17 protein-coding genes and 1 riboswitch are annotated in these 17183 nt (G+C 69.0%); of the genes, 4 read left to right on the top strand and 13 right to left on the bottom strand.

The features are described 5' to 3' along the window. Positions 1 to 89 precede the first annotated feature (89 nt). Positions 90 to 1298 (top strand): MFS transporter, encoded by a 1209-nt coding sequence (locus AB2385_RS04780; protein ID WP_367653798.1) that lies wholly within the window; start codon positions 90 to 92, stop codon positions 1296 to 1298. Positions 1299 to 1381: 83 nt separating this feature from the next. On the opposite strand, the gene AB2385_RS04775 is transcribed toward AB2385_RS04780, so the two are convergent. The 3 genes from AB2385_RS04775 to groES form a co-directional block, all read right to left on the bottom strand. Then, the gene (locus AB2385_RS04775) at positions 1382 to 2164 is read right to left on the bottom strand and encodes an HAD family hydrolase (protein ID WP_367653797.1); all 783 of its coding nucleotides are present in this window, start codon (positions 2162 to 2164) and stop codon (positions 1382 to 1384) included. A gap of 140 nt (positions 2165 to 2304) precedes the next feature. Beyond that, positions 2305 to 3936 (bottom strand): chaperonin GroEL, encoded by a 1632-nt coding sequence (gene groL, locus AB2385_RS04770; protein WP_367653796.1) that lies wholly within the window; start codon positions 3934 to 3936, stop codon positions 2305 to 2307. Positions 3937 to 3953: 17 nt separating this feature from the next. Further along, positions 3954 to 4247 (bottom strand): co-chaperone GroES, encoded by a 294-nt coding sequence (gene groES / locus AB2385_RS04765; protein WP_367653795.1) that lies wholly within the window; start codon positions 4245 to 4247, stop codon positions 3954 to 3956. A 365-nt stretch (positions 4248 to 4612) separates the two neighbouring features. On the opposite strand from groES, the gene AB2385_RS04760 reads away from it, so the two are divergent. Continuing rightward, the gene (locus tag AB2385_RS04760; RefSeq protein ID WP_367653794.1) at positions 4613 to 6271 is read left to right on the top strand and encodes a PHP domain-containing protein; all 1659 of its coding nucleotides are present in this window, start codon (positions 4613 to 4615) and stop codon (positions 6269 to 6271) included. A gap of 19 nt (positions 6272 to 6290) precedes the next feature. On the opposite strand, the gene AB2385_RS04755 is transcribed toward AB2385_RS04760, so the two are convergent. From AB2385_RS04755 to glp, 8 genes are all read right to left on the bottom strand, one after another. Next, complete coding sequence (locus tag AB2385_RS04755) at positions 6291 to 6998, bottom strand: hypothetical protein (RefSeq protein WP_367653793.1); 708 nt, start codon at positions 6996 to 6998, stop codon at positions 6291 to 6293. A 109-nt stretch (positions 6999 to 7107) separates the two neighbouring features. Further along, positions 7108 to 7623: a hypothetical protein gene (locus tag AB2385_RS04750; protein ID WP_367653792.1), complete on the bottom strand. Its 516-nt coding sequence runs from the start codon at positions 7621 to 7623 to the stop codon at positions 7108 to 7110. 270 nt (positions 7624 to 7893) lie between these two features. After that, positions 7894 to 8193 carry a hypothetical protein gene (locus AB2385_RS04745; protein WP_367653791.1) on the bottom strand — a complete coding sequence of 100 codons (300 nt, stop codon included), beginning with the start codon at positions 8191 to 8193 and terminating at the stop codon, positions 7894 to 7896. Further along, positions 8162 to 8422: an RNA polymerase sigma factor gene (locus AB2385_RS04740; RefSeq protein ID WP_367653790.1), complete on the bottom strand. Its 261-nt coding sequence runs from the start codon at positions 8420 to 8422 to the stop codon at positions 8162 to 8164. The genes AB2385_RS04745 and AB2385_RS04740 overlap by 32 nt, the downstream gene beginning before the upstream one ends. 113 nt (positions 8423 to 8535) lie before the next feature. Then, entirely contained in the window at positions 8536 to 9027 is a 492-nt protein-coding gene (gene moaC / locus AB2385_RS04735) for a cyclic pyranopterin monophosphate synthase MoaC (protein ID WP_367653789.1), read from the bottom strand. A 13-nt stretch (positions 9028 to 9040) separates the two neighbouring features. Beyond that, positions 9041 to 10030 (bottom strand): GTP 3',8-cyclase MoaA, encoded by a 990-nt coding sequence (gene moaA, locus AB2385_RS04730; protein ID WP_367653788.1) that lies wholly within the window; start codon positions 10028 to 10030, stop codon positions 9041 to 9043. A gap of 29 nt (positions 10031 to 10059) precedes the next feature. Further along, positions 10060 to 11985, bottom strand: coding sequence for a molybdopterin biosynthesis protein (locus AB2385_RS04725; RefSeq protein ID WP_367653787.1), 1926 nt, complete (start codon positions 11983 to 11985; stop codon positions 10060 to 10062). Next, a complete protein-coding gene (gene glp / locus AB2385_RS04720; RefSeq protein ID WP_367653786.1) occupies positions 11982 to 13214 on the bottom strand; it encodes a gephyrin-like molybdotransferase Glp in 1233 nt (410 codons plus the stop codon). Before glp ends, AB2385_RS04725 begins: the two co-directional genes overlap by 4 nt. Before the next feature lie 83 nt (positions 13215 to 13297). Then, positions 13298 to 13424: riboswitch (molybdenum cofactor riboswitch) on the bottom strand. 230 nt (positions 13425 to 13654) lie between these two features. Here glp and AB2385_RS04715 point away from each other — a divergent pair. Next, a complete protein-coding gene (locus tag AB2385_RS04715) occupies positions 13655 to 14698 on the top strand; it encodes a hypothetical protein (RefSeq protein WP_367653785.1) in 1044 nt (347 codons plus the stop codon). A gap of 34 nt (positions 14699 to 14732) precedes the next feature. On the opposite strand, the gene AB2385_RS04710 is transcribed toward AB2385_RS04715, so the two are convergent. Beyond that, a complete protein-coding gene (locus AB2385_RS04710; RefSeq protein ID WP_367653784.1) occupies positions 14733 to 15287 on the bottom strand; it encodes a hypothetical protein in 555 nt (184 codons plus the stop codon). 98 nt (positions 15288 to 15385) lie between these two features. Here AB2385_RS04710 and AB2385_RS04705 point away from each other — a divergent pair, with 98 nt between their 5' ends. Next, positions 15386 to 16024, top strand: coding sequence for a TetR/AcrR family transcriptional regulator (locus AB2385_RS04705; protein ID WP_367653783.1), 639 nt, complete (start codon positions 15386 to 15388; stop codon positions 16022 to 16024). A 266-nt stretch (positions 16025 to 16290) separates the two neighbouring features. Here the strand turns inward: AB2385_RS04705 and AB2385_RS04700 are convergent, their stop codons facing one another. Then, a complete protein-coding gene (locus AB2385_RS04700) occupies positions 16291 to 17172 on the bottom strand; it encodes a 3-hydroxybutyryl-CoA dehydrogenase (RefSeq protein WP_367653782.1) in 882 nt (293 codons plus the stop codon). Between the last annotated feature and the right edge of the window lie 11 nt (positions 17173 to 17183).

Genomic DNA, 17183 nt, shown 5'->3' with positions numbered 1-17183 from the left:
ATTCTGCCGTTGATTCCTCTGCAATGGACACCAAGCTGTTACGGTGCTATGATAATTAGCGTCGTTGACTATTGGGGGTATGTATGAAAATGGCGCGTTGGCGTCGTGATCTTTACATCTTGTGGTTCTGCAGCTTTCTCATTCAGGTCGGCTTCAGCCTGATCATGCCCTTCCTGCCCCGCTACCTGGCGGAGATCGGCGTGCAGGGCCCGGCCATCAGCCTCTGGTCTGGCGTGATCTTCGCCGCGAACTTCGTGACGATGGCCATCGTATCGCCGCTGTGGGGGGCGGTGTCGGACCGGGTGGGGCGCAAGCCCATGATGCTGCGCAGCACGCTGGTGATGGGGGTCATCGTCGCCCTGATGGGCTTTGCGCAGTCGCCGCAGCAGCTGCTGCTCCTGCGCCTGCTGCAGGGCGTCGCAGCCGGCTTCCCGGCGGCGGCCACCGCCTACCTCTCGGGCATCGCCCCGCGTGACCAGGCCGGTCGGGCCCTCGGGATGCTGGGCACCGGCAACATGGCCGGGTCGATTCTGGGACCCATCGTGGGTGGCCTGCTGGCCCAGGTGATCGGCTATCGCCCGATCTTCTTCCTCACCGGCGGCTCCTGCCTGGTGGCCGGCCTCATCGTGCTGTTCACGATCCAGGAGCACTTCACTCCGGCTCCCGCCGGCGAGCGGCAGGAGACCGGATCGGCCGTGGCGATTGTACGCCGCTATCCCGTGGTGATGGGCGTTGCGGTGGTTCTCTTCATGAACATGTTCTCGGTGCTCACCGCGGAGCCGATTCTCTCCACTTACCTGGAGGAGCTGGACGCCCCCGCCGGCTGGGTCTCGCTGCTCTCGGGCCTGGTCTTCAGCGTGACGGGCCTGGCGCAGGTGATCATCTCGCCGGCGGTGGGCAGCCTTTCGGACCGGGTGGGCAGCCGGCCCATCATCGCGGCCGCCCTGGGCGGCGCCGCCGCGATGTACCTGCTGCAGGGCATGGCCAGCGAGGTCTGGCACATGATCGCCCTCCGGTTCGTGCTGGGCCTCTTCACCGGCGGTCTGATGCCGGCCGCCAACGGCCTGATTGCCCGCAGCGTGCCCCGGGAACTCCAGGGCCGCGCGTTCGGCGTCACCCAGTCGGCGATGTTCATGGGCAACACCGCCGGGCCGCTGGTGGGCGGCGCACTGGCGGCCGCCTTCGGCCCCCGGGCGGTCTTCCCGGTCACCGGCGCCCTGCTGCTGGCCGACCTGGCCTGGGTGCTGGTGGGCCTGCGGGAGCCTGTGCCCACCGGGTCGGAGAGCGCGGCGGATTAGGACTCCCGGCGCCGGCACAGCAACACCGGCGGTCACGGTGATACCCTCGGGCCCCCTGCGGCATGCAGGGGGCCCGGCCGCGCTTACGCCAGGCGGTCCAGCCACGGCAAGATCGCCGCGAGGTCCATGCATTCCAGGTCGGCCGGGTGGCGGGGATCCCGCGCCCGGCCCAATCGCTGCACCCACACGGTGCGTAAGCCGGCGGCGCGACCGCCGGCCACATCGCGCGCAGGGTTATCACCCACCATCACGGCCTCACCGGGCTCGACTGCCAACGCGCGGCAGATGTGGTGGAAGATGCCCGGCTCCGGCTTGCCGCAGTCGATCTCGCCCGAGATGACCACCGCGTCGAACGCCGCGTTCAGGCCCGCCCCCTCGAGCTTGGTCCGCTGCAGGTCGGGCACGCCGTTGGTGACGATGCCCAGGCGGTAGCCCCGCTCCCGCAGCGCGGCCAGCAGCGGGTCGACCTCCGGGTAGCACAGGTACCGCCGGCGCGCGGCGGCGAACCGCTCCGCCATCGCCTCGGCCAGGCCGTCGTCGCGGATCCCCTGCTCTGCCAGCGCTGCCCGCCAGACCGCCACCCGGTATCCGGGCGCCCAGGTCCGCAGCCCGGCGATGGCCGGATGGTCGCCCCGGTCGTAGCGCGCCCAGAGCCCCTCGGCGGCGCTGTGGCCGATGCGCTCGCAGTACGCGGCGTGGGGGCCCTGCGCCCACAGGCGCCTGGCCTCGGCCCAGGCCCGCTCCGCCAGCCGCACCGGATCGACCTGCGGCCCCGCCAGGGCCGCCGCCGCGGCCAGGGCCTCCCGCGTCACCGGCTCGTCCAGGAGGAGCGTCTCGTCCAGGTCGAAAAGGACCGCTCTGACCACCGGCTCCACCTCCCATGTTTGGACTATCTTATCATAAAAGGAGCACCCCCCAGCGGTGAACTGGGGGGTGCTCGTGGCAATCCGCCGCAGACTGGCCGTCAAACCGGCTGTGCATCCGGACGGCTGCCCGTGGCTGACCCTTACATCATGTCCATGCTGCCCATGCCGGGGTTGGCGTTGTTCTCCTTCTTCTCCGGCTTCTCCGTCACGGCCGCCTCGGTGGTCAGGATCAGGGCCGCGATGGAGGCAGCGTTCTGGAGTGCGGAGCGGGTGACCTTCACCGGGTCGATGATGCCGGCGTGGACCATGTCGACGTACTCTTCCTTCAGGGCGTCGAAGCCCTGGCCGGCCGGCAGGTTGCGGACCTTCTCGACCACGACGGAGCCCTCATGGCCGCCGTTCTCGACGATGCAGCGCAGCGGCTCCTCAACGGCCCGCCGGACGATCTGGGCGCCGACCTTCTCGTCGCCCTCGAGCTTGGTGATGAGCTCGTCGATGGCCTTCTGGGCCTGGAGCAGCGCGACGCCGCCGCCGGCGACGATGCCCTCCTCGACGGCCGCCCGGGTGGCGTTCAGGGCGTCCTCAATGCGCAGCTTCTTCTCCTTCAGCTCGACCTCGGTGGCCGCGCCGACCTTGATGACCGCCACGCCGCCGGCCAGCTTGGCCAGCCGCTCCTGCAGCTTCTCGCGGTCGAAGTCGGACGTGGTCTCCTCGATCTGCCGCTTGATGGAGGCGACCCGGTTCTTGATGGCCTCGGCCGAGCCGGCGCCATCGATGATCGTGGTCTTCTCCTTCTCGATGCGCACCTGGCGGGCCTGGCCGAAGGACTCGACCGTGGCGTTCTCCAGCTTGCGGCCCAGCTCCTCAGAGATGACCTCGCCGCCGGTGAGGATGGCGATGTCCTCCAGCATGGCCTTCCGGCGATCGCCGAAGCCAGGAGCCTTAACGGCTGCGACCTGCAGGGTGCCGCGCAGCTTGTTGACGACCAGCGTGGCCAGGGCCTCGCCCTCGACGTCCTCGGCGATGATCAGCAGGGGCTTGCCGCGCTGCACGACCTTCTCCAGCACGGGCAACAGGTCCTGCACGGCGGAGATCTTCTTGTCGGTGATCAGGATGTAGGGCTCGTTCAGGACGGCCTCCATCTTCTCGGTGTCGGTGACGAAGTAAGCCGACACGTAGCCCCGGTCGAACTGCATGCCCTCGACGGTCTCCAGCTCGGTCTGGAGGGTCTTGGACTCCTCGACGGTGATGACGCCGTCCTTGCCGACGGTGTCCATGGCCTTGGCCACGAGCTCGCCGATCTCCCGGTCGTTGTTGGCGGAGATGGAGGCGACCTCGGCGATGGCCTTGTTGGTCTCAACGGGGATGGCCATCTTGCGCAGCGCCTCGACGGCGGCGTCGACAGCCTTCTCGATGCCCCGCTTCAGGATCATCGGGTTGGCGCCACCGGTGACGTTCTTCAGGCCTTCCTTCACGATGGCCTGGGCCAGCACGCAGGACGTGGTGGTGCCGTCGCCCGCGACGTCGTTGGTCTTGGTGGCGACCTCCTTCACCAGCTGAGCGCCCATGTTCTCGAAGGGATCTTCAAGCTCGATCTCACGGGCGATGGTCACGCCGTCGTTCGCGACCTGCGGAGCGCCAAACTTCTTATCGAGAACAACGTTCCGGCCACGGGGACCCAGAGTGACCTTCACGGTGTTGGCCAGAGCATCAACGCCGGCCTGGAGCTTGCGCCGGGCGGTCTCATCGAAGAGAATCTGCTTGGCAGGCATCTATGCGTAAACCTCCCTTAACCCTGAACGATTGCGAGGATGTCCCGCTCGCCGTCCAGGATGATGTACTCCTCGCCGTCGATCTTGACCTCGGTGCCCGCGTACTTGGAGAAGATGACAGTGTCACCTTCCTTGACCTCGAGCTCCACCTTGCTCCCCGACTCCAGCGTCCGGCCAGGGCCCACGGCAATCACCTTGCCCTGCTGGGGCTTCTCCTTGGCGGTATCGGGCAGCAGAATGCCGCTCTTGGTGCGCTCTTCCTTCTCCAGCGGCTTGATGACGACCCGAGCGCCCAACGGCTTGATGTTCATCTCGAAGGTCCCTCCTCAGTGGTGAATCTGTTAGCACTCGCTACCCCTGAGTGCTAACACCATGACCTATGATAGAGAAGGTTCCAAAGGGAGTCAAGCCCCTCAGGATGCTTTTTTTGGCGCCGGGCCAAGCGCTGGCTGCCATATCGGGCGCCATGCACTGCCAGCGGGAAGGGGGGCACCCCCGTCCCCGGCTTTTCTAGAGCGGTGCAAGGACGCTTTCCGGGGCGCCGCGTCCGGCCCCGGCGGCAACTCCACCCCAGAACAGCAGTCCGCCGGCGCCGTATCCCGACCCGCCCGGAGAGCCGCGCCAGAACGTGCGGCCTGAACCCCCAGACCGCACGTGTTCCAGGAGGTATCTGATGATGGACAATCTCACGGTGGCCGAAGCGCTGTACGAAATCGCAGACCTGCTGGAGTTCACCGGCGGAGACCCGTTCAAGGTGCGCGCCTACCGGAAGGCCGCCGAGGCCGTCGGGCTGCTTCCCGAGCCGGTGGCCGATCTGGCCCGGGAGGGCCGCCTCACCCGGGTGCCCGGCATCGGCAAGGCGATCGCCGCCAAGATCGGCGAGCTCCTCGAGACCGGCCGCATTGGCTACCTGGAGGAACTCCGGCAGGCGGTTCCGCCCGGGGTGGTCGACCTCACCCGCGTGCCCGGCCTCGGCGCCCGGACCGCCATGCTGCTTTATCGGCGCCTGGGGGTGGACAGCCTGGAGGCGCTGGAGCTGGCCGCCCGGGAAGGAAAGCTCCGGGAGCTGCCCGGCATGGGGCCGCGCCGGGAGGCGGCGATCCTGGAGGCTGTGGAGCGGGTGCGCCGCCGGCCCGACCGGGTCTCGATCGGGGTGGCCCTCCCGGTCGCCGAGGCGCTGCTGCAGCACCTGCGCAGCCATCCGGCCGTGCTCCGGGCGGAGGTCGCGGGCTCGGTGCGCCGGCGGCAGGAGACTGTTGCGGACATCGACGTGGTGATTGCCACGCGGGAACCCGCCGCCGTCCGGGAGTACCTGGACAGCCTGCCCGCTCTCCCGCGCCCGCTGGACCCGGTGCTGGTGCCGCCCGAGGCGTTCGCCCTCACGCTGCTGGAGCGGACGGGCTCGCCCGCCCACCTGGCGGAACTGGCAGGGCAGGGGTTCGATCCCCGCAGGACTGGCGAGACGCCCGCGGAAGCCGGGCCCGGCTCTGCCGCCCCCGACGCCGCCGTCTACCGGGCGATGGGCCTCCCCTACATCCCGCCCGAGCTCCGGGAGGGCCGGGGCGAGGTGGCCGCGGCCCGCGCCGGGCGGCTGCCCCGCCTGGTCACCCTGTCCGACCTCAGGGGCGACCTCCACGTGCACACCACGGCCTCCGACGGGACGGCAACGCTGGCGGAGATGGCCGAGGCGGCCCGGGCCCTGGGCTACCGCTACCTCGCCATCTGCGACCATTCCCAGTCCCTCACCATCGCCCGCGGGCTCACTCCGGAGCGGCTGCGGGAGCACGTCGCCGCGATCCGCCGGCTGGACCAGTGGGAGGACTTCCGCCTCCTCGCCGGCGCTGAGGTGGACATCCTCCGGGACGGCTCGCTGGACTACCCGGACGAGCTGCTGGCCGAGCTGGACGTGGTGGTGGCGTCGTTACACAGCCACCTGGGACTCCCCGCGGAGGAGCAGACCGAGCGGCTGCTCCGCGCGATCGCCAACCCCCACGTGGACATCATCGGCCACCCCTTCGGGCGGGTGATCGCCCGGCGGGAGCCCGCCGCCCTTGATTTCGAGCGCGTGCTGGAGGCCTGCGCCCGCACCGGAACGGCCCTGGAGATCTCGGCCAGCCCGTCCCGGCTCGACCTCTCCGACGTGCACGCCCGCCTGGCCCGGGAGGCGGGGGTGAAGCTGGCGATCAACACCGACGCCCACTCCGTGCGGGAGCTGGAGCACATGCCCTATGGCGTCTGGCAGGCCCGCCGGGGCTGGGTGGAGCCCGGGGACGTGCTGAACGCCATGGACCCGCCCGACCTGCTGGACTGGCTCGCAACGCCCAAGCAGGGGTAGCCTCCGGCACCGTGCGGCCCTACGCCTCGACCCGGTCCAGCACCCCCTTCTCGGCGGGACCGCCCCGGGGGCCGACGCCCAGCGCCAGCCGGTTGTTGTTCACGACCGCAAGGTCAAAAAACAGCCGCACCTCCCCCTCCACCTCAAGCCAGTGGAACCGGTGCCCGTTGGGCTTCATCACACGGTCGCACCGGGGGAAGCCGGCTCCATTCTCATAGAGTCTGAGTCGGTACAGCCCCTGGAGGGCAGGGCGGATCTCGACCCGCACCCGGCGCTCGCCCAGCCGCCCGGCGAAGGTGCCCACCCAGGGGTAGTTCATCTGCCCCACGTGTCGGTCTGCCTGAGGATCAAAGGGGCGGACGACCGGGTCGAGGTCCGGGTGAAACGCCATGACCAGCAGCACGTCGGCCTGTCCCCCCGACCAGGCCCGGTTGCAGCGCACTTGCACCGACCGGCCGGGTTCGATGATCGCCGGGTTGCCCACGCCCAGCAGGCGGGCGTTCTCGGGGGCAACCGGCAGGCCGGCAGGCACGACGTAGAATTCGGTGGTGGCCGTAACCTCCCGGAAGCCGAGGTTCCACACCACAGCCTGCGGCCTGCCGTCCGGCCCCACCATGATGTCGGGCGAGGCGAACGGCGCCGCGAGGGGGCGGTCCCCGGTGTCCCCGGGCCGTGCCCGCAAGATCAGGTAGGACGGCCGGTGCAACTCCCTCACCCTACGCAGCACACGAATCCCCCCCATGCATGCGCGTGGGGGGATTTCACCAGGGGTAGAACGCCACCCTTTTTTCTTACAGATTATTCGTAACAGTCTGCATACTTGCGTTGAACGCGGGTCAGCGCACCTTGAGTCCCCGCTTCTGTACGTCGGCGAAACGCCGGGCCGGGGCCCACTCACCCGGCGCAAGGCGCTGGGCGGGAGCCTCCTGTCGCCGCTCTTTGTGGGCCGGGCGGGTAAAGAGGAGGACCACCAAGACGGCGGTGAGCCAGAGCCAGGGGATCACGCGGCCGCCCATGCCGGGCCAGTAGCGCTCCAGCACGGCCGGGACGGGCAGGAATGCGCCCTGCCAGAGCGAGTAGATCCACCCTGGCGCCCAGTAGGGCAGGAGCAGGAGGCCGGGCAACTGGGCGAGGAAGCCGGTCCACGCCGCGGCGGACGCCCGATAGCGCCGTGTGCGCCGCTCCGCCTCGTCCCGGAACACCACGCCGAGGCGCCAGGCGTACCAGAGCAGGGCCAGCGTGGCGAGGAGCCCCACCCAGGGCAGGCGGCCGGACAGGAACCAGCCCAGCGCGCCCAGCAGCAGTTGCCCGATCAGCAGCAGGAAGGCCGTCTGGAGCCGCAGCTTGAGCATGTGATCACCTCAACTGGGTTTCACGTGTAGAGTACGCGGTCTGGCCTCGATTTTCCTGCTGATGAATAGTCGAGATGTAAGAGAACCGCTCGGGCGCGCCCCAACGCTGCAATCGTCCGCCGCCATGCCGTCCTCCATCAGCCTGAGACCGAGCGTCCGAGCCCTCACGGGTCGACCCGGCGCAGCGGGAAAGGCGCCGGCGGCGAAGGCGCAGCCGAGCAGCCCCCGCGCCTTCCGGCGCAGGGGCTTCCCCGTAGAAGCCGCGGCAGGCTATCGCGGCAGGTCAAACACCCACGGTCCTTCCACCAGCACCCCCGCCTGGGTGGCCCGGACGGCCACCGGCTCCACGCCCTCAGGGAGTTCAGCCGCATAGTGCTGGTACCTTACTCCTTCCCCCACGGAGTTCGACAGGCTTTCCCAGGAGCCCCCCAGCGGGTGGGCGTTGCCCGCGGCATCGATGACCTCGAACCGGGCAACCCCCACGAACCCCTCCCGGTCGGGGCTCTGCCAGGAAAAGCCGATGCGGTCGTCCTCCCGCTCAAAGCTGGTCAGGGCGACCGGCACACCCATGACGTCCGCCGTTGCCCCCTCCTCCATGGGCCAGACGGCGTCGACGGGAACCCCCTTCACCGCCGGCGTGAGCACCAGGCGGGCCGTCCCGCAGCTGGTCGAAGTGCCGGTAGCCCGACAGGGCCGCCTCCTGGAGGGCGTCCTCGGCGTCGGGACGGTTCCCCAGCATCGCCGGTGCGATCCGCTCCAGGTAGCCCTGGTGGGCCCGCAGCAGTTGGAAGTAGTCCATGGCCGGGTCCTTTCTCGCTGATCTCACTAAGAGAGAGGGAAAACGGAGACGCTCCGTTCGCGGCAGGTGTTTGCGAAAAACCCCCGTGCCGTCACCTGGCACGGGGGTCTGCGCTACTCTACTGCTTCCCCGGGTCGCACGTACGTTCCGCTCTTCCCGCCCGTTTTCTTCACCAGGCGGATCTCGCCGATCACCATGCCCTTGTCCACGGCCTTCGCCATGTCGTAGATGGTGAGCGCCGCCACGGCGCAGGCGGTGAGCGCCTCCATCTCCACCCCGGTCCGGCCCACCGTGGAGACCCGTGATTCGATCAGCACCCGGCCGCCGGCCTCGTCGAAGGCGAAGTCGACGCTGGCCTGCGTGATGGGCAGCGGGTGGCAGAGGGGAATGAGCTCCCCCGTGCGCTTGGCCGCCATGATGCCGGCCACCCGGGCCACGCCGAGCACGTCACCCTTGGGCACGCCGCCCGACTGGATCAGGGCCAGAGTCTCAGGGCGCATCCGCACCTCCGCCCGGGCGACCGCCACCCGCTCGGTCTCGGGCTTCCCGCCCACGTCCACCATGCGGGCGTTGCCGTGCTGATCCAGATGCGTCAACTCTGCCATGACGCGGTCCCTCCTAGCCGCCGATGCCGTGCATCACGCGCAGCACGTAGTCCGACTGCACGTCGTCGAAGTTGTGCTCCCGGGGCTTCCTGAGGATGGCATCGACCAGGGCGGCTTTCAGGTCCTCGTCTGTCTTCCCGGGGTCGCGGAGGATCGGCTTCAGGTCTACCTCGTGGACGTGGCCCAGGCACGGGTTGATCTTGCCGGAGGCGGTGAGGCGCACTCGGTTGCAGTCGCCGCAGAAGCACTCGGTGACGGCGGAGATGAAGCCCACCGTGCCCTGCGCCCCGGGGATCCGCCAGTACCTGGCGGGCCCGTTGCCCTTCACACCCTCGCGCACCGGCTCCAGGTCACCGAACTCGTCCAGCAGCCGCTCCCGCATCTCGGCGGCGGGCACCAGGTTCTCCAGCGTGAACTCGTGCGCCTCCGAGAAGGGCATGACCTCGATGTAGCGCACGTGCACCGGCCGGTCCAGCGTGAGGCGCGCCATATCGCCGATCTCGTCGTCGTTCCAGCCGCGGATGACCACCATGTTGAGCTTGACGGGCTCCATGCCCAGTTCCAGCGCGGCGTCCACCGCCGCCAGCACCTCCGCCGGGCTGCCCTTCAGCCGGGCGATCTTCGTAAACCGGTCCGGGCGGAGCGTGTCGAGCGAGATGTTCACCCGGTCGACGCCTGCGGCCTTCAGGTCCCGGGCCATCGCCGGGAAGAGGAGGCCATTGGTGGAGAGCGAGAGGTCCTTCACGCCCAGCGGCTTCAGCTGGGCCAGGAACTTCACGATGTCCTTGCGCACCAGCGGCTCCCCGCCGGTGACGCGGATGCGGTCGATGCCAAGGCCGACGGCGATCCGGATGATCCGGAGCAGCTCCTCGTAGGTGAGGAACTCGTGATGCGGGCCCAGCTGCACGCCCGTGAGGGGCATGCAGTAGACGCAGCGGAGGTTGCAGCGGTCCGTGACCGAGACCCGCATGTAGTTGATCTTCCGGCCCCACTGGTCGATCACCGCGGTCTCCCCCTTTCTGGTCGTGGCGGCTACACCCGGCGAATCCGGCCGGACTCGCTGCAGTCGTATCCGCCCAGCGCTTCCACGGCCTTCAGGAACTCGGGATCGCGCAGCAGTTCCAGCACCGCCTGCACCCCAGGGTGAGACTCCAGCTCCGCCGGGATGCAGAGCTCGTACTCTTCCCAGGCCACCGGGACGAAATCCAGGTCCAGCGCCTGGGCAGCGGAGCGGATGCCCAGCCCCGTGTCTGCGTCGCCCGCCTTCACGGCGGCGGCCACGTTCAGGTGCGTGAACAGCTCCCAATCGTACCCCTGCACCTGCGCCGGCGAAATCCCTTCCTGCCGCAGGTGGTAGTCCAGCAGCAGGCGAGTGCCCGCACCCCGCTGCCGGTTCACATACCGGACGTCGGGCCGGGTCAGATCCCGGAAGCTGGTGATGCCTTTGGGATTCCCCTTCGGCACGATGAAACCCTGCTCCCGCCGGGCCAGCAGCACCAGCAGCGCCGGGCGGCCGAGGTACTTCTGCACGTACGAGGTGTTGTAGTCACCCGTGCCCGCGTCCAGCAGATGGACGCCGGCCATATGCGCCTCGCCCCGCCTGAGCGCCAGAAGCCCGCCCTGGGAGCCCACGTGGGCGCTGGAGAGGTAATAGCCGCTCTTGCGGTGCAGGAAGGAGCCCATCAGGTCCAGGGAGGTGTCGTGGGAGCCGATGACCACCACGGTCTCCTGAACCTCGCTGAGCGGCCGGAGCAGCTCCACCGTCACCGGGGAGCCCTCGCCGATGCCTTCCCGGTCCGACTCGACCACCAGCAGGCCGTCGGCCCGCACCAGCGACGAGATCACCGCGGCCCCCCGGCTCATGGGCGTGGCCACCAGCCGGTCGCCCACCCGGCCCAGCTTCACCCGCACGTACTCCTCCACCCCCATGGGCGAGGTGATCCGGCGGGCCAGCGAGGCCCGGACCGTCGGGCGCTTCGGCACCGGCAGGCCCAGGGCGCGGTAGACCAGCGGCTTCACGAAGAGGTCGGCCGTCAGCCAGGTGGAGACGGGATAGCCGGGCAGACCCACGAAGGGCTTGCCGTCGATCAGGCCCAGCATCACCGGCTTGCCGGGCCGGATGGCCACGCCGTGCGCCAGCACCTGGCCCAGCTCCTTGAGCACATGCACCGTGTAGTCCTCGCTGCCGGCGGAGGAGCCGGCGTTGACGATCACGATGTCGGAGGTGGCCACGGCCTCCTTCACCGCCCGGCGGATGAGGTCGTAGTCGTCTTTCACGATATTCGCCCGCACCGGCTGGCCACCCCACTCCCGCACCATGGAGAGGATGACCCGGGAGTTGAACTCGATGATCTCCCCCGGGGCGGGGTCGGGCTTGGGCTCCACGATCTCCGTGCCGGTGGGGATAAAGGTGACCACGGGCCTGCGCACCACGGGCACTTCCAGGACCCCGGCCGCCAGCAGCGCGCCCATGTCCTGGGGACGGATGGGGTGCCGTTCGGGCAGGAGGATCTCCGTGGCCACCACGTCCTCGCCAATCTGGCGCACGTTCTCCCACGGGGCCACCGGGGCCAGGATCTCGCAGCGGTCTCCCTGCCCGTGGCCTTCGTCCAGCAGGTTGACGTGCTCCACCATGATCACCGCGTCGCACCCCGGCGGCAGGGGGTCGCCGGTGTCGACCCAGTGCGCCTGCACCCCGATGCGCAGCGTGATGGGCGCCGTCTCGGTGGCGCCGAAAGTATCGCTGGCCTTGACGGCCACGCCGTCCACGGCGGAGGCGTTGTAGTGGGGCGCGGAGATGTGCGCCCGCACGGGGGCGGCGGTGATGCGGCCCAGGGCGTCGGTGGTGGGGACGACCTCCGTCTGCGGCCCCCAGCCGACCTGATCCAGCGCGGTCAGAAGCCGGTTCAGTGCCTCGTCGCGGGGCAGCGATTCCAGGTAGATCTGTCGCGTGCTCATTCCAGGACCTCCACTTCCACCGTATCGCCGGCCAGAAGGCCTTCCCGGGCCGAGGGAATCACCACCAGCCCGTCTGCCTTGACCAGGGTCGTGATCAGCCCGGACTTGCCGTGCACCGGCTCGGCCCAGAGCTCGCCGTCCCGGCGGAAGAGCCGCACCCGCACCACGTCGGTGCGGCCTGTGGCGGATGCGACGTTCTTGGTCAGCCTCGCCCGCACCGTGGGCCGGAACTCCGGCTCGGGCGAGAGCCCCTGCATCTGCCGGAGGAGCGGCGTTACGAAGAGGTTGTAGGACACCTGGGCGCTCACCGGGTGGCCGGGCAGCCCGATGACGGGTACGCCGTCGGCCACGGCCAGGATCGTGGGCTTGCCGGGCTTCAGCTTCACGCCGTGCACCAGCACGCCGGGGCTGCCCAGCCGCCCGATCAGCTCGGACGTGAGATCCCGCGTACCCACGCTGGAGCCGCCCGAAATCAGGATGACGTCATACGCCATGCCCTGCTGGAGCAGGGCGAGAATCTGCGTCTCGTCGTCGCGGGCCAGGCCGAGGAAGGTGGGCTCACCGCCGTCGCGGCGCACCAGGGCCTGCAGCGCCTGGCCGTTGGACTCCCGGATCTGGCCCGGCGCCGGCACCTGGTCGGCGGGCACCAACTCGTCGCCGGTGGAGATGATGGCCACCCGCGGCCGGCGCACCACGTCGACCTCCAGGATGCCGGCGTGGCTGAGCAGGGCGACCTCCTGCGCACGGAGCAGCCGCCCGGCGGGGAGCAGCTCCTCGCCGGCCCGGCAGTCCTCGCCCCGGTGCATCACGTTCTCCCCGGGCGACACGGGGCGCAGCGCCGCAATCTCGTCGGGCGCCGACTGCTCGGTGTGTTCGACCATGATGACGGCGTCGGCCCCTTCCGGCAGGGCGCCGCCCGTGGCGATCTTCTGCGCCTCGCCCGGGTTCAGCGGCACCGTCGGGGCCGCGCCCATCGCGATCTCGGCGGTGACGGTGAGGTAGGACGGCAGCGCCTCCGACGCGCCGAACGTGTCGGCGGAGCGGACGGCGTAGCCGTCCACGCTGCTGCGGTCGAAGGGCGGCAGGTCCTCGGCAGCCAGGACAGGAACGGCGGTGACCCGCCCCGTTGCGGCGGCGGTGGCCACCCGCTCTGCGGGCATGCGCCGCCGGACGGCAGCCAGCAGCCGGGCCTGCGCCTCCTCAACGGACAGAAGAGTGAAGAAGTCCATACGCTCACCTGCTTTGTGCATCAGTGGCCCGGAAGAACAAAAAATGCCATCTCCCGATGGGTAGACAGCAGAATGCAACGGGCAACGCCCATAGCTCCGCCCCTTTCCAACGGGAGGCTGCCGGGTTTCCCCGACAACCCTGGCCCGGCAACCCGGGACCGGTCAGGCAGCCGTCTCATCAGGCCACCTGACTCGGGACGCGAAAAAATGAACTTGTCTCATCCATTATAAGGTGACGGACAGGGGCAGGGCAAGCAAACGGGCGGCCGAAGGCACATATCGTTCAGAAACGAGGACAAACTGCGGCACCAACAGACGGGAGACGGGAGGCACGAGAGTACCAAAGTCTATGAAAAGGTTACGGCAGGCTTGGACCCTGACCGCTGCAGGCGGGCCGGAGGAGCGGCAACATCACGGTGGGAGAGGGCGGTGGCGAATCGATGCGCCGCGAATGGCAGGTGTTCCGCGTGGCGACGACCTACGTGGGCACGGTGGTGGGAGCGGGCTTCGCGTCGGGTCAGGAGACGCTTCGTTTCTTCGCCGCCTACGGGCGGTTCGGACTCGCGGGCGTGGCGGTGGCTACGGCGCTCTTCTGCCTCTTCGGCATCACAGTGATGGAACTGGGCCGGCGGCTCCGGGCGCGGACGCACCGGGAGGTTCTGGACCACGCCTGCGGCCCGCGGCTCGGCCGCGTCATGGACGTCGCCATCACCTTCTTCCTGTCTGCCACGCTCACGGTGATGGTGGCGGGGGGCGGGGCGATCTTCGCCCAGCAGTTCGGGGCGCCCTACGCCCTGGGCACGCTGGTCACCGCGCTGCTGACCGGTGCGACCATCCTGGCCGGCATGCGGGGCATCATGGCGGCCAACAGCATCGTGGTGCCTCTGCTCACCACGGCCGTCGTGTTCCTGGTCGCCACCTCGCTGCACGACCTGGGAGTCGGGCCCGCCTTCAGCCAACTCGCCCCCCATCCCGCCCTGGCCCCGGCACGCTCCTGGTGGATGGCAGCGCTGCTCTACGTGAGCTACAACCTGGCGCTTTCGATATCGGTACTGGGCCCGCTGGGGGCAGAGGTGGGCAACCGGCGGGTTCTCCTCTGGGGCGGCACCCTGGGGGGCCTCACCCTGGGCCTGATGGCGGCGGGTATGACCCTCACGGTGGGGGCCCATCTGCCCGAGGCGGCGGTCGAGATTCCCATGCTCTACCTCAGCCGCTCGCACAGCCAGGTCGTGCAGTGGTTCTACGCGCTGATCCTCTGGGCCGAAATCTACACCACGGCAGTCGCCTGCGCCTACGGGTTCGCCGGCCGCCTGGGCCAGTTGTGGCGTTACCGGGAAGCCGTCGTCGCCACGATCTGCCTGGCCCTCGCCGGCAGCGGCTTCGGCTTCAGCCAGCTGCTCGCCTTCTTCTACCCGCTGTTCGGGCTGGTGGCGCTGGTGGTGCTGGCAGGGCTGATGCGGCGCTCATGGAGGCTGGGCAGCTGATTGGCGAAAGGGCGCACGAAAACCGGACGGCGCGTCAGTCGGCGCCGTCCGGCTGCGGTTGCCTGGGCCAGACGAAGTATGACAGCGAGATCAGGAGGTCGATGATCACAGACGCTGTCCAGACTCGGAGCACCCCGGACAGGGCCCGGGTCCGGTCTGGATCGCCGACCAGGGTGATGAGCAGGAAGAGGTAGCCGCCCCCCAGGAGCCATGCCAGAAGGTAGAGCAGGCTGCCCCTGAAGTTGTAGACGGCGTGGGCGCGGCCATAGAACGCCTTCGGCCGGGGACCCCGCCTGAGGACGTAGTGCTGGAACCGTTCATCGGCCCAGCGGACAATGCGCCTTCCAAAGGTGAGCGAGACGCTCAGGTAGACCGCGGCGATGCCGTGGGCGAGGGAGGCCGCTGCGTCGTTGACCAGAATGTCGCGCGTGGTCGCCACCAGCAGAACGGCGTCGAGCACGGGCGTCATCGCCAGCAGCGCGAGGCCGAGGCGGGGCCGGTTCAGCAGATAGCGCGCCGCCAGACCGGCAGAGACGAACACCCAGAACCCGATCTCCACCCCGATGATCAGGTAGGCGATGAGGCTCATCGGAAGGAGCGCACCCCTTTTTAGCACAACTGTATTGCCAAGCGGGAGTCTATCACAATCACCTGGTTTTTGCAACACAGTTGTGTTATGATAGGGCCATGCCAAAAATCGTCAGTCATGCGGAGCAACGCACCCGCATCGCCGAGGCGATGTGGCGGGTCATCCTGAAAAGCGGCATGGAAGGGGCGACGGTGCGTAAGATCGCCGCAGAAGCGGGCATGTCCGCGGGTGCCCTGCGGCACTACTTCAAGACCCAGGATGACCTGCTCGTCTACGCGATGCGGCTCGTGAACGAACGGGTGGAGAAACGCATCCGACAGCTCGTTTCCGAACCGCTCCCCCCGGTCGCCAAGGCGGTCCGGCTGCTTCTGGAGCTGGTGCCGCTCGATGGAGAGCGCCGGGCGGAGATGGACGTCTGGTTTTCCTTTATGGAGTACGTGCGCCATCGCAAGGACCTCTCGGATGTTCCGGAGAACCGGATGCACTCGTTCATCCGCGAAGTGCTCGGCTACCTCGACCGCGAAGGGATCCTGCAGGAGGGGCTCGATCTGGCGCTGGAGGCGGAGCGGCTCTACGCCGTCATCGACGGGCTGGCTGTGCACGCGCTGCTCGAGCCGGGTCGGCTCCGGCCAGAGGAGATGGAGCGGGTCGTTCGCACTTCGGTCGAGCGCCTGTGCAGGTCAGCTGCCCCGCAGGGTACGCAGCCCGGGGGCCGACAGGCTCCGGCGCGCTCCTGACAGGTCGCCCACCTGCCGGTCAGGGCCCCCTGTGGGCCGCATGTCCGCGAAGAAAACGCGTTTCATGGCCCGGCGCCCGGCGAGCCGGAGCCTGCTCTGTCCCCACCAGGAGCGACAGCACCCTCGCGCCACTGTTCCGCATCGACACCGACACACGAACAGGCCGCCCCCACCGCCGTTACTGCGATGGGAGCGGCCCTTTCGGTTCAGCCGGACGGCCGGCGCCTTAGCCCTAGAGCGGCGAGGCCGCCGGCCAGGCCATACGTTTAGAACCGCTTCACCGGCGTAGCGTTGCCTTCCGCGTCATAGACGTAGAACCCGCGGCCCGACTTGCGGCCGTAGTAGCCCGCCTGCACCATCTGCACCAGAAGCGGACATGGCCGGTACTTGGGATCCCTGAACCCCTCGTAGAGCACATTCAGGATCGACAGGCAGGTGTCGAGCCCGATGAAGTCGGCGAGTGCGAGCGGGCCCATCGGGTGGTTCATGCCCAGCTTCATCACCGTGTCGACCTCTTCGACGCCGGCGATCCCCTCGTAGACGCAGAAGATGGCCTCGTTCAGCATCGGCAGGAGGACCCGGTTGGAGACGAAGCCCGGGAAGTCCCGCACCTCGACGGGCGTCTTCCCCATCGCCTCGGCCAGCCCTTTGATCGTGGCGAAGGTCTCGTCGGAGGTGGCGATGCCCCGGATGACCTCCACCAGCTGCATCACCGGCACCGGGTTCATGAAGTGCATTCCGATGAACCGGTCAGGGCGCCGGGTCGCCGCCGCCAGCTGCGTGATGGGCAGGCTGGAGGTGTTGGAGGCAAAGAGGGTGGCATCCGGGCAAATCTCGTCCAGTTCCCGGAACAGCTTCTGCTTGGCCTCGAGGTTCTCGACGATGGCCTCGATCACCAGGTCACACTCGGCGGCCGGCGCCAGGTCGGTCGTGCCGGTGATGCGTCCGAGGATGGCCGCCTTCTCCTCCTCGGTGCGCCGCCCCCTCGCCACGTCGCGGGTGAGGTTCCGCACGATCACGCCGAGTCCACGGTTCACGAGCATCTGTTCCAGATCCTGCAGGTAGACCTGCAGGCCGGCCTGCGCCGCCACCTGGGCGATGCCCGAGCCCATCTGGCCGGAGCCGACCACCATGATCCGTTGCACCATGCGTACCCCTC

The sequence above is a fragment of the Symbiobacterium sp. genome (genome assembly GCF_040797425.1).
Classification (GTDB): domain Bacteria; phylum Bacillota; class Sulfobacillia; order Symbiobacteriales; family Symbiobacteriaceae; genus Symbiobacterium.
The sequence above is the reverse complement of the archived record's forward strand: the minus strand, read 5'-3'. Positions and strand labels throughout refer to the sequence as shown.

What these genes read in the sequence shown, in the direction of transcription:
- groES (WP_367653795.1), bottom strand. Translation starts at nt 4,247, where the DNA reads ATGAACATCAAGCCGTTGGGCGCTCGGGTCGTCATCAAGCCGCTGGAG.
- glp (WP_367653786.1), bottom strand. Translation starts at nt 13,214, where the DNA reads ATGGACTTCTTCACTCTTCTGTCCGTTGAGGAGGCGCAGGCCCGGCTG.
- AB2385_RS04705 (WP_367653783.1), top strand. Translation starts at nt 15,386, where the DNA reads ATGCCAAAAATCGTCAGTCATGCGGAGCAACGCACCCGCATCGCCGAG.
- AB2385_RS04700 (WP_367653782.1), bottom strand. Translation starts at nt 17,172, where the DNA reads ATGGTGCAACGGATCATGGTGGTCGGCTCCGGCCAGATGGGCTCGGGC.
- AB2385_RS04725 (WP_367653787.1), bottom strand. Translation starts at nt 11,985, where the DNA reads ATGAGCACGCGACAGATCTACCTGGAATCGCTGCCCCGCGACGAGGCA.
- AB2385_RS04710 (WP_367653784.1), bottom strand. Translation starts at nt 15,287, where the DNA reads ATGAGCCTCATCGCCTACCTGATCATCGGGGTGGAGATCGGGTTCTGG.
- AB2385_RS04760 (WP_367653794.1), top strand. Translation starts at nt 4,613, where the DNA reads ATGGACAATCTCACGGTGGCCGAAGCGCTGTACGAAATCGCAGACCTG.
- AB2385_RS04740 (WP_367653790.1), bottom strand. Translation starts at nt 8,422, where the DNA reads ATGGACTACTTCCAACTGCTGCGGGCCCACCAGGGCTACCTGGAGCGG.
- AB2385_RS04715 (WP_367653785.1), top strand. Translation starts at nt 13,655, where the DNA reads ATGCGCCGCGAATGGCAGGTGTTCCGCGTGGCGACGACCTACGTGGGC.
- AB2385_RS04780 (WP_367653798.1), top strand. Translation starts at nt 90, where the DNA reads ATGGCGCGTTGGCGTCGTGATCTTTACATCTTGTGGTTCTGCAGCTTT.
- AB2385_RS04745 (WP_367653791.1), bottom strand. Translation starts at nt 8,193, where the DNA reads ATGGGTGTGCCGGTCGCCCTGACCAGCTTTGAGCGGGAGGACGACCGC.
- groL (WP_367653796.1), bottom strand. Translation starts at nt 3,936, where the DNA reads ATGCCTGCCAAGCAGATTCTCTTCGATGAGACCGCCCGGCGCAAGCTC.
- moaC (WP_367653789.1), bottom strand. Translation starts at nt 9,027, where the DNA reads ATGGCAGAGTTGACGCATCTGGATCAGCACGGCAACGCCCGCATGGTG.
- AB2385_RS04750 (WP_367653792.1), bottom strand. Translation starts at nt 7,623, where the DNA reads ATGCTCAAGCTGCGGCTCCAGACGGCCTTCCTGCTGCTGATCGGGCAA.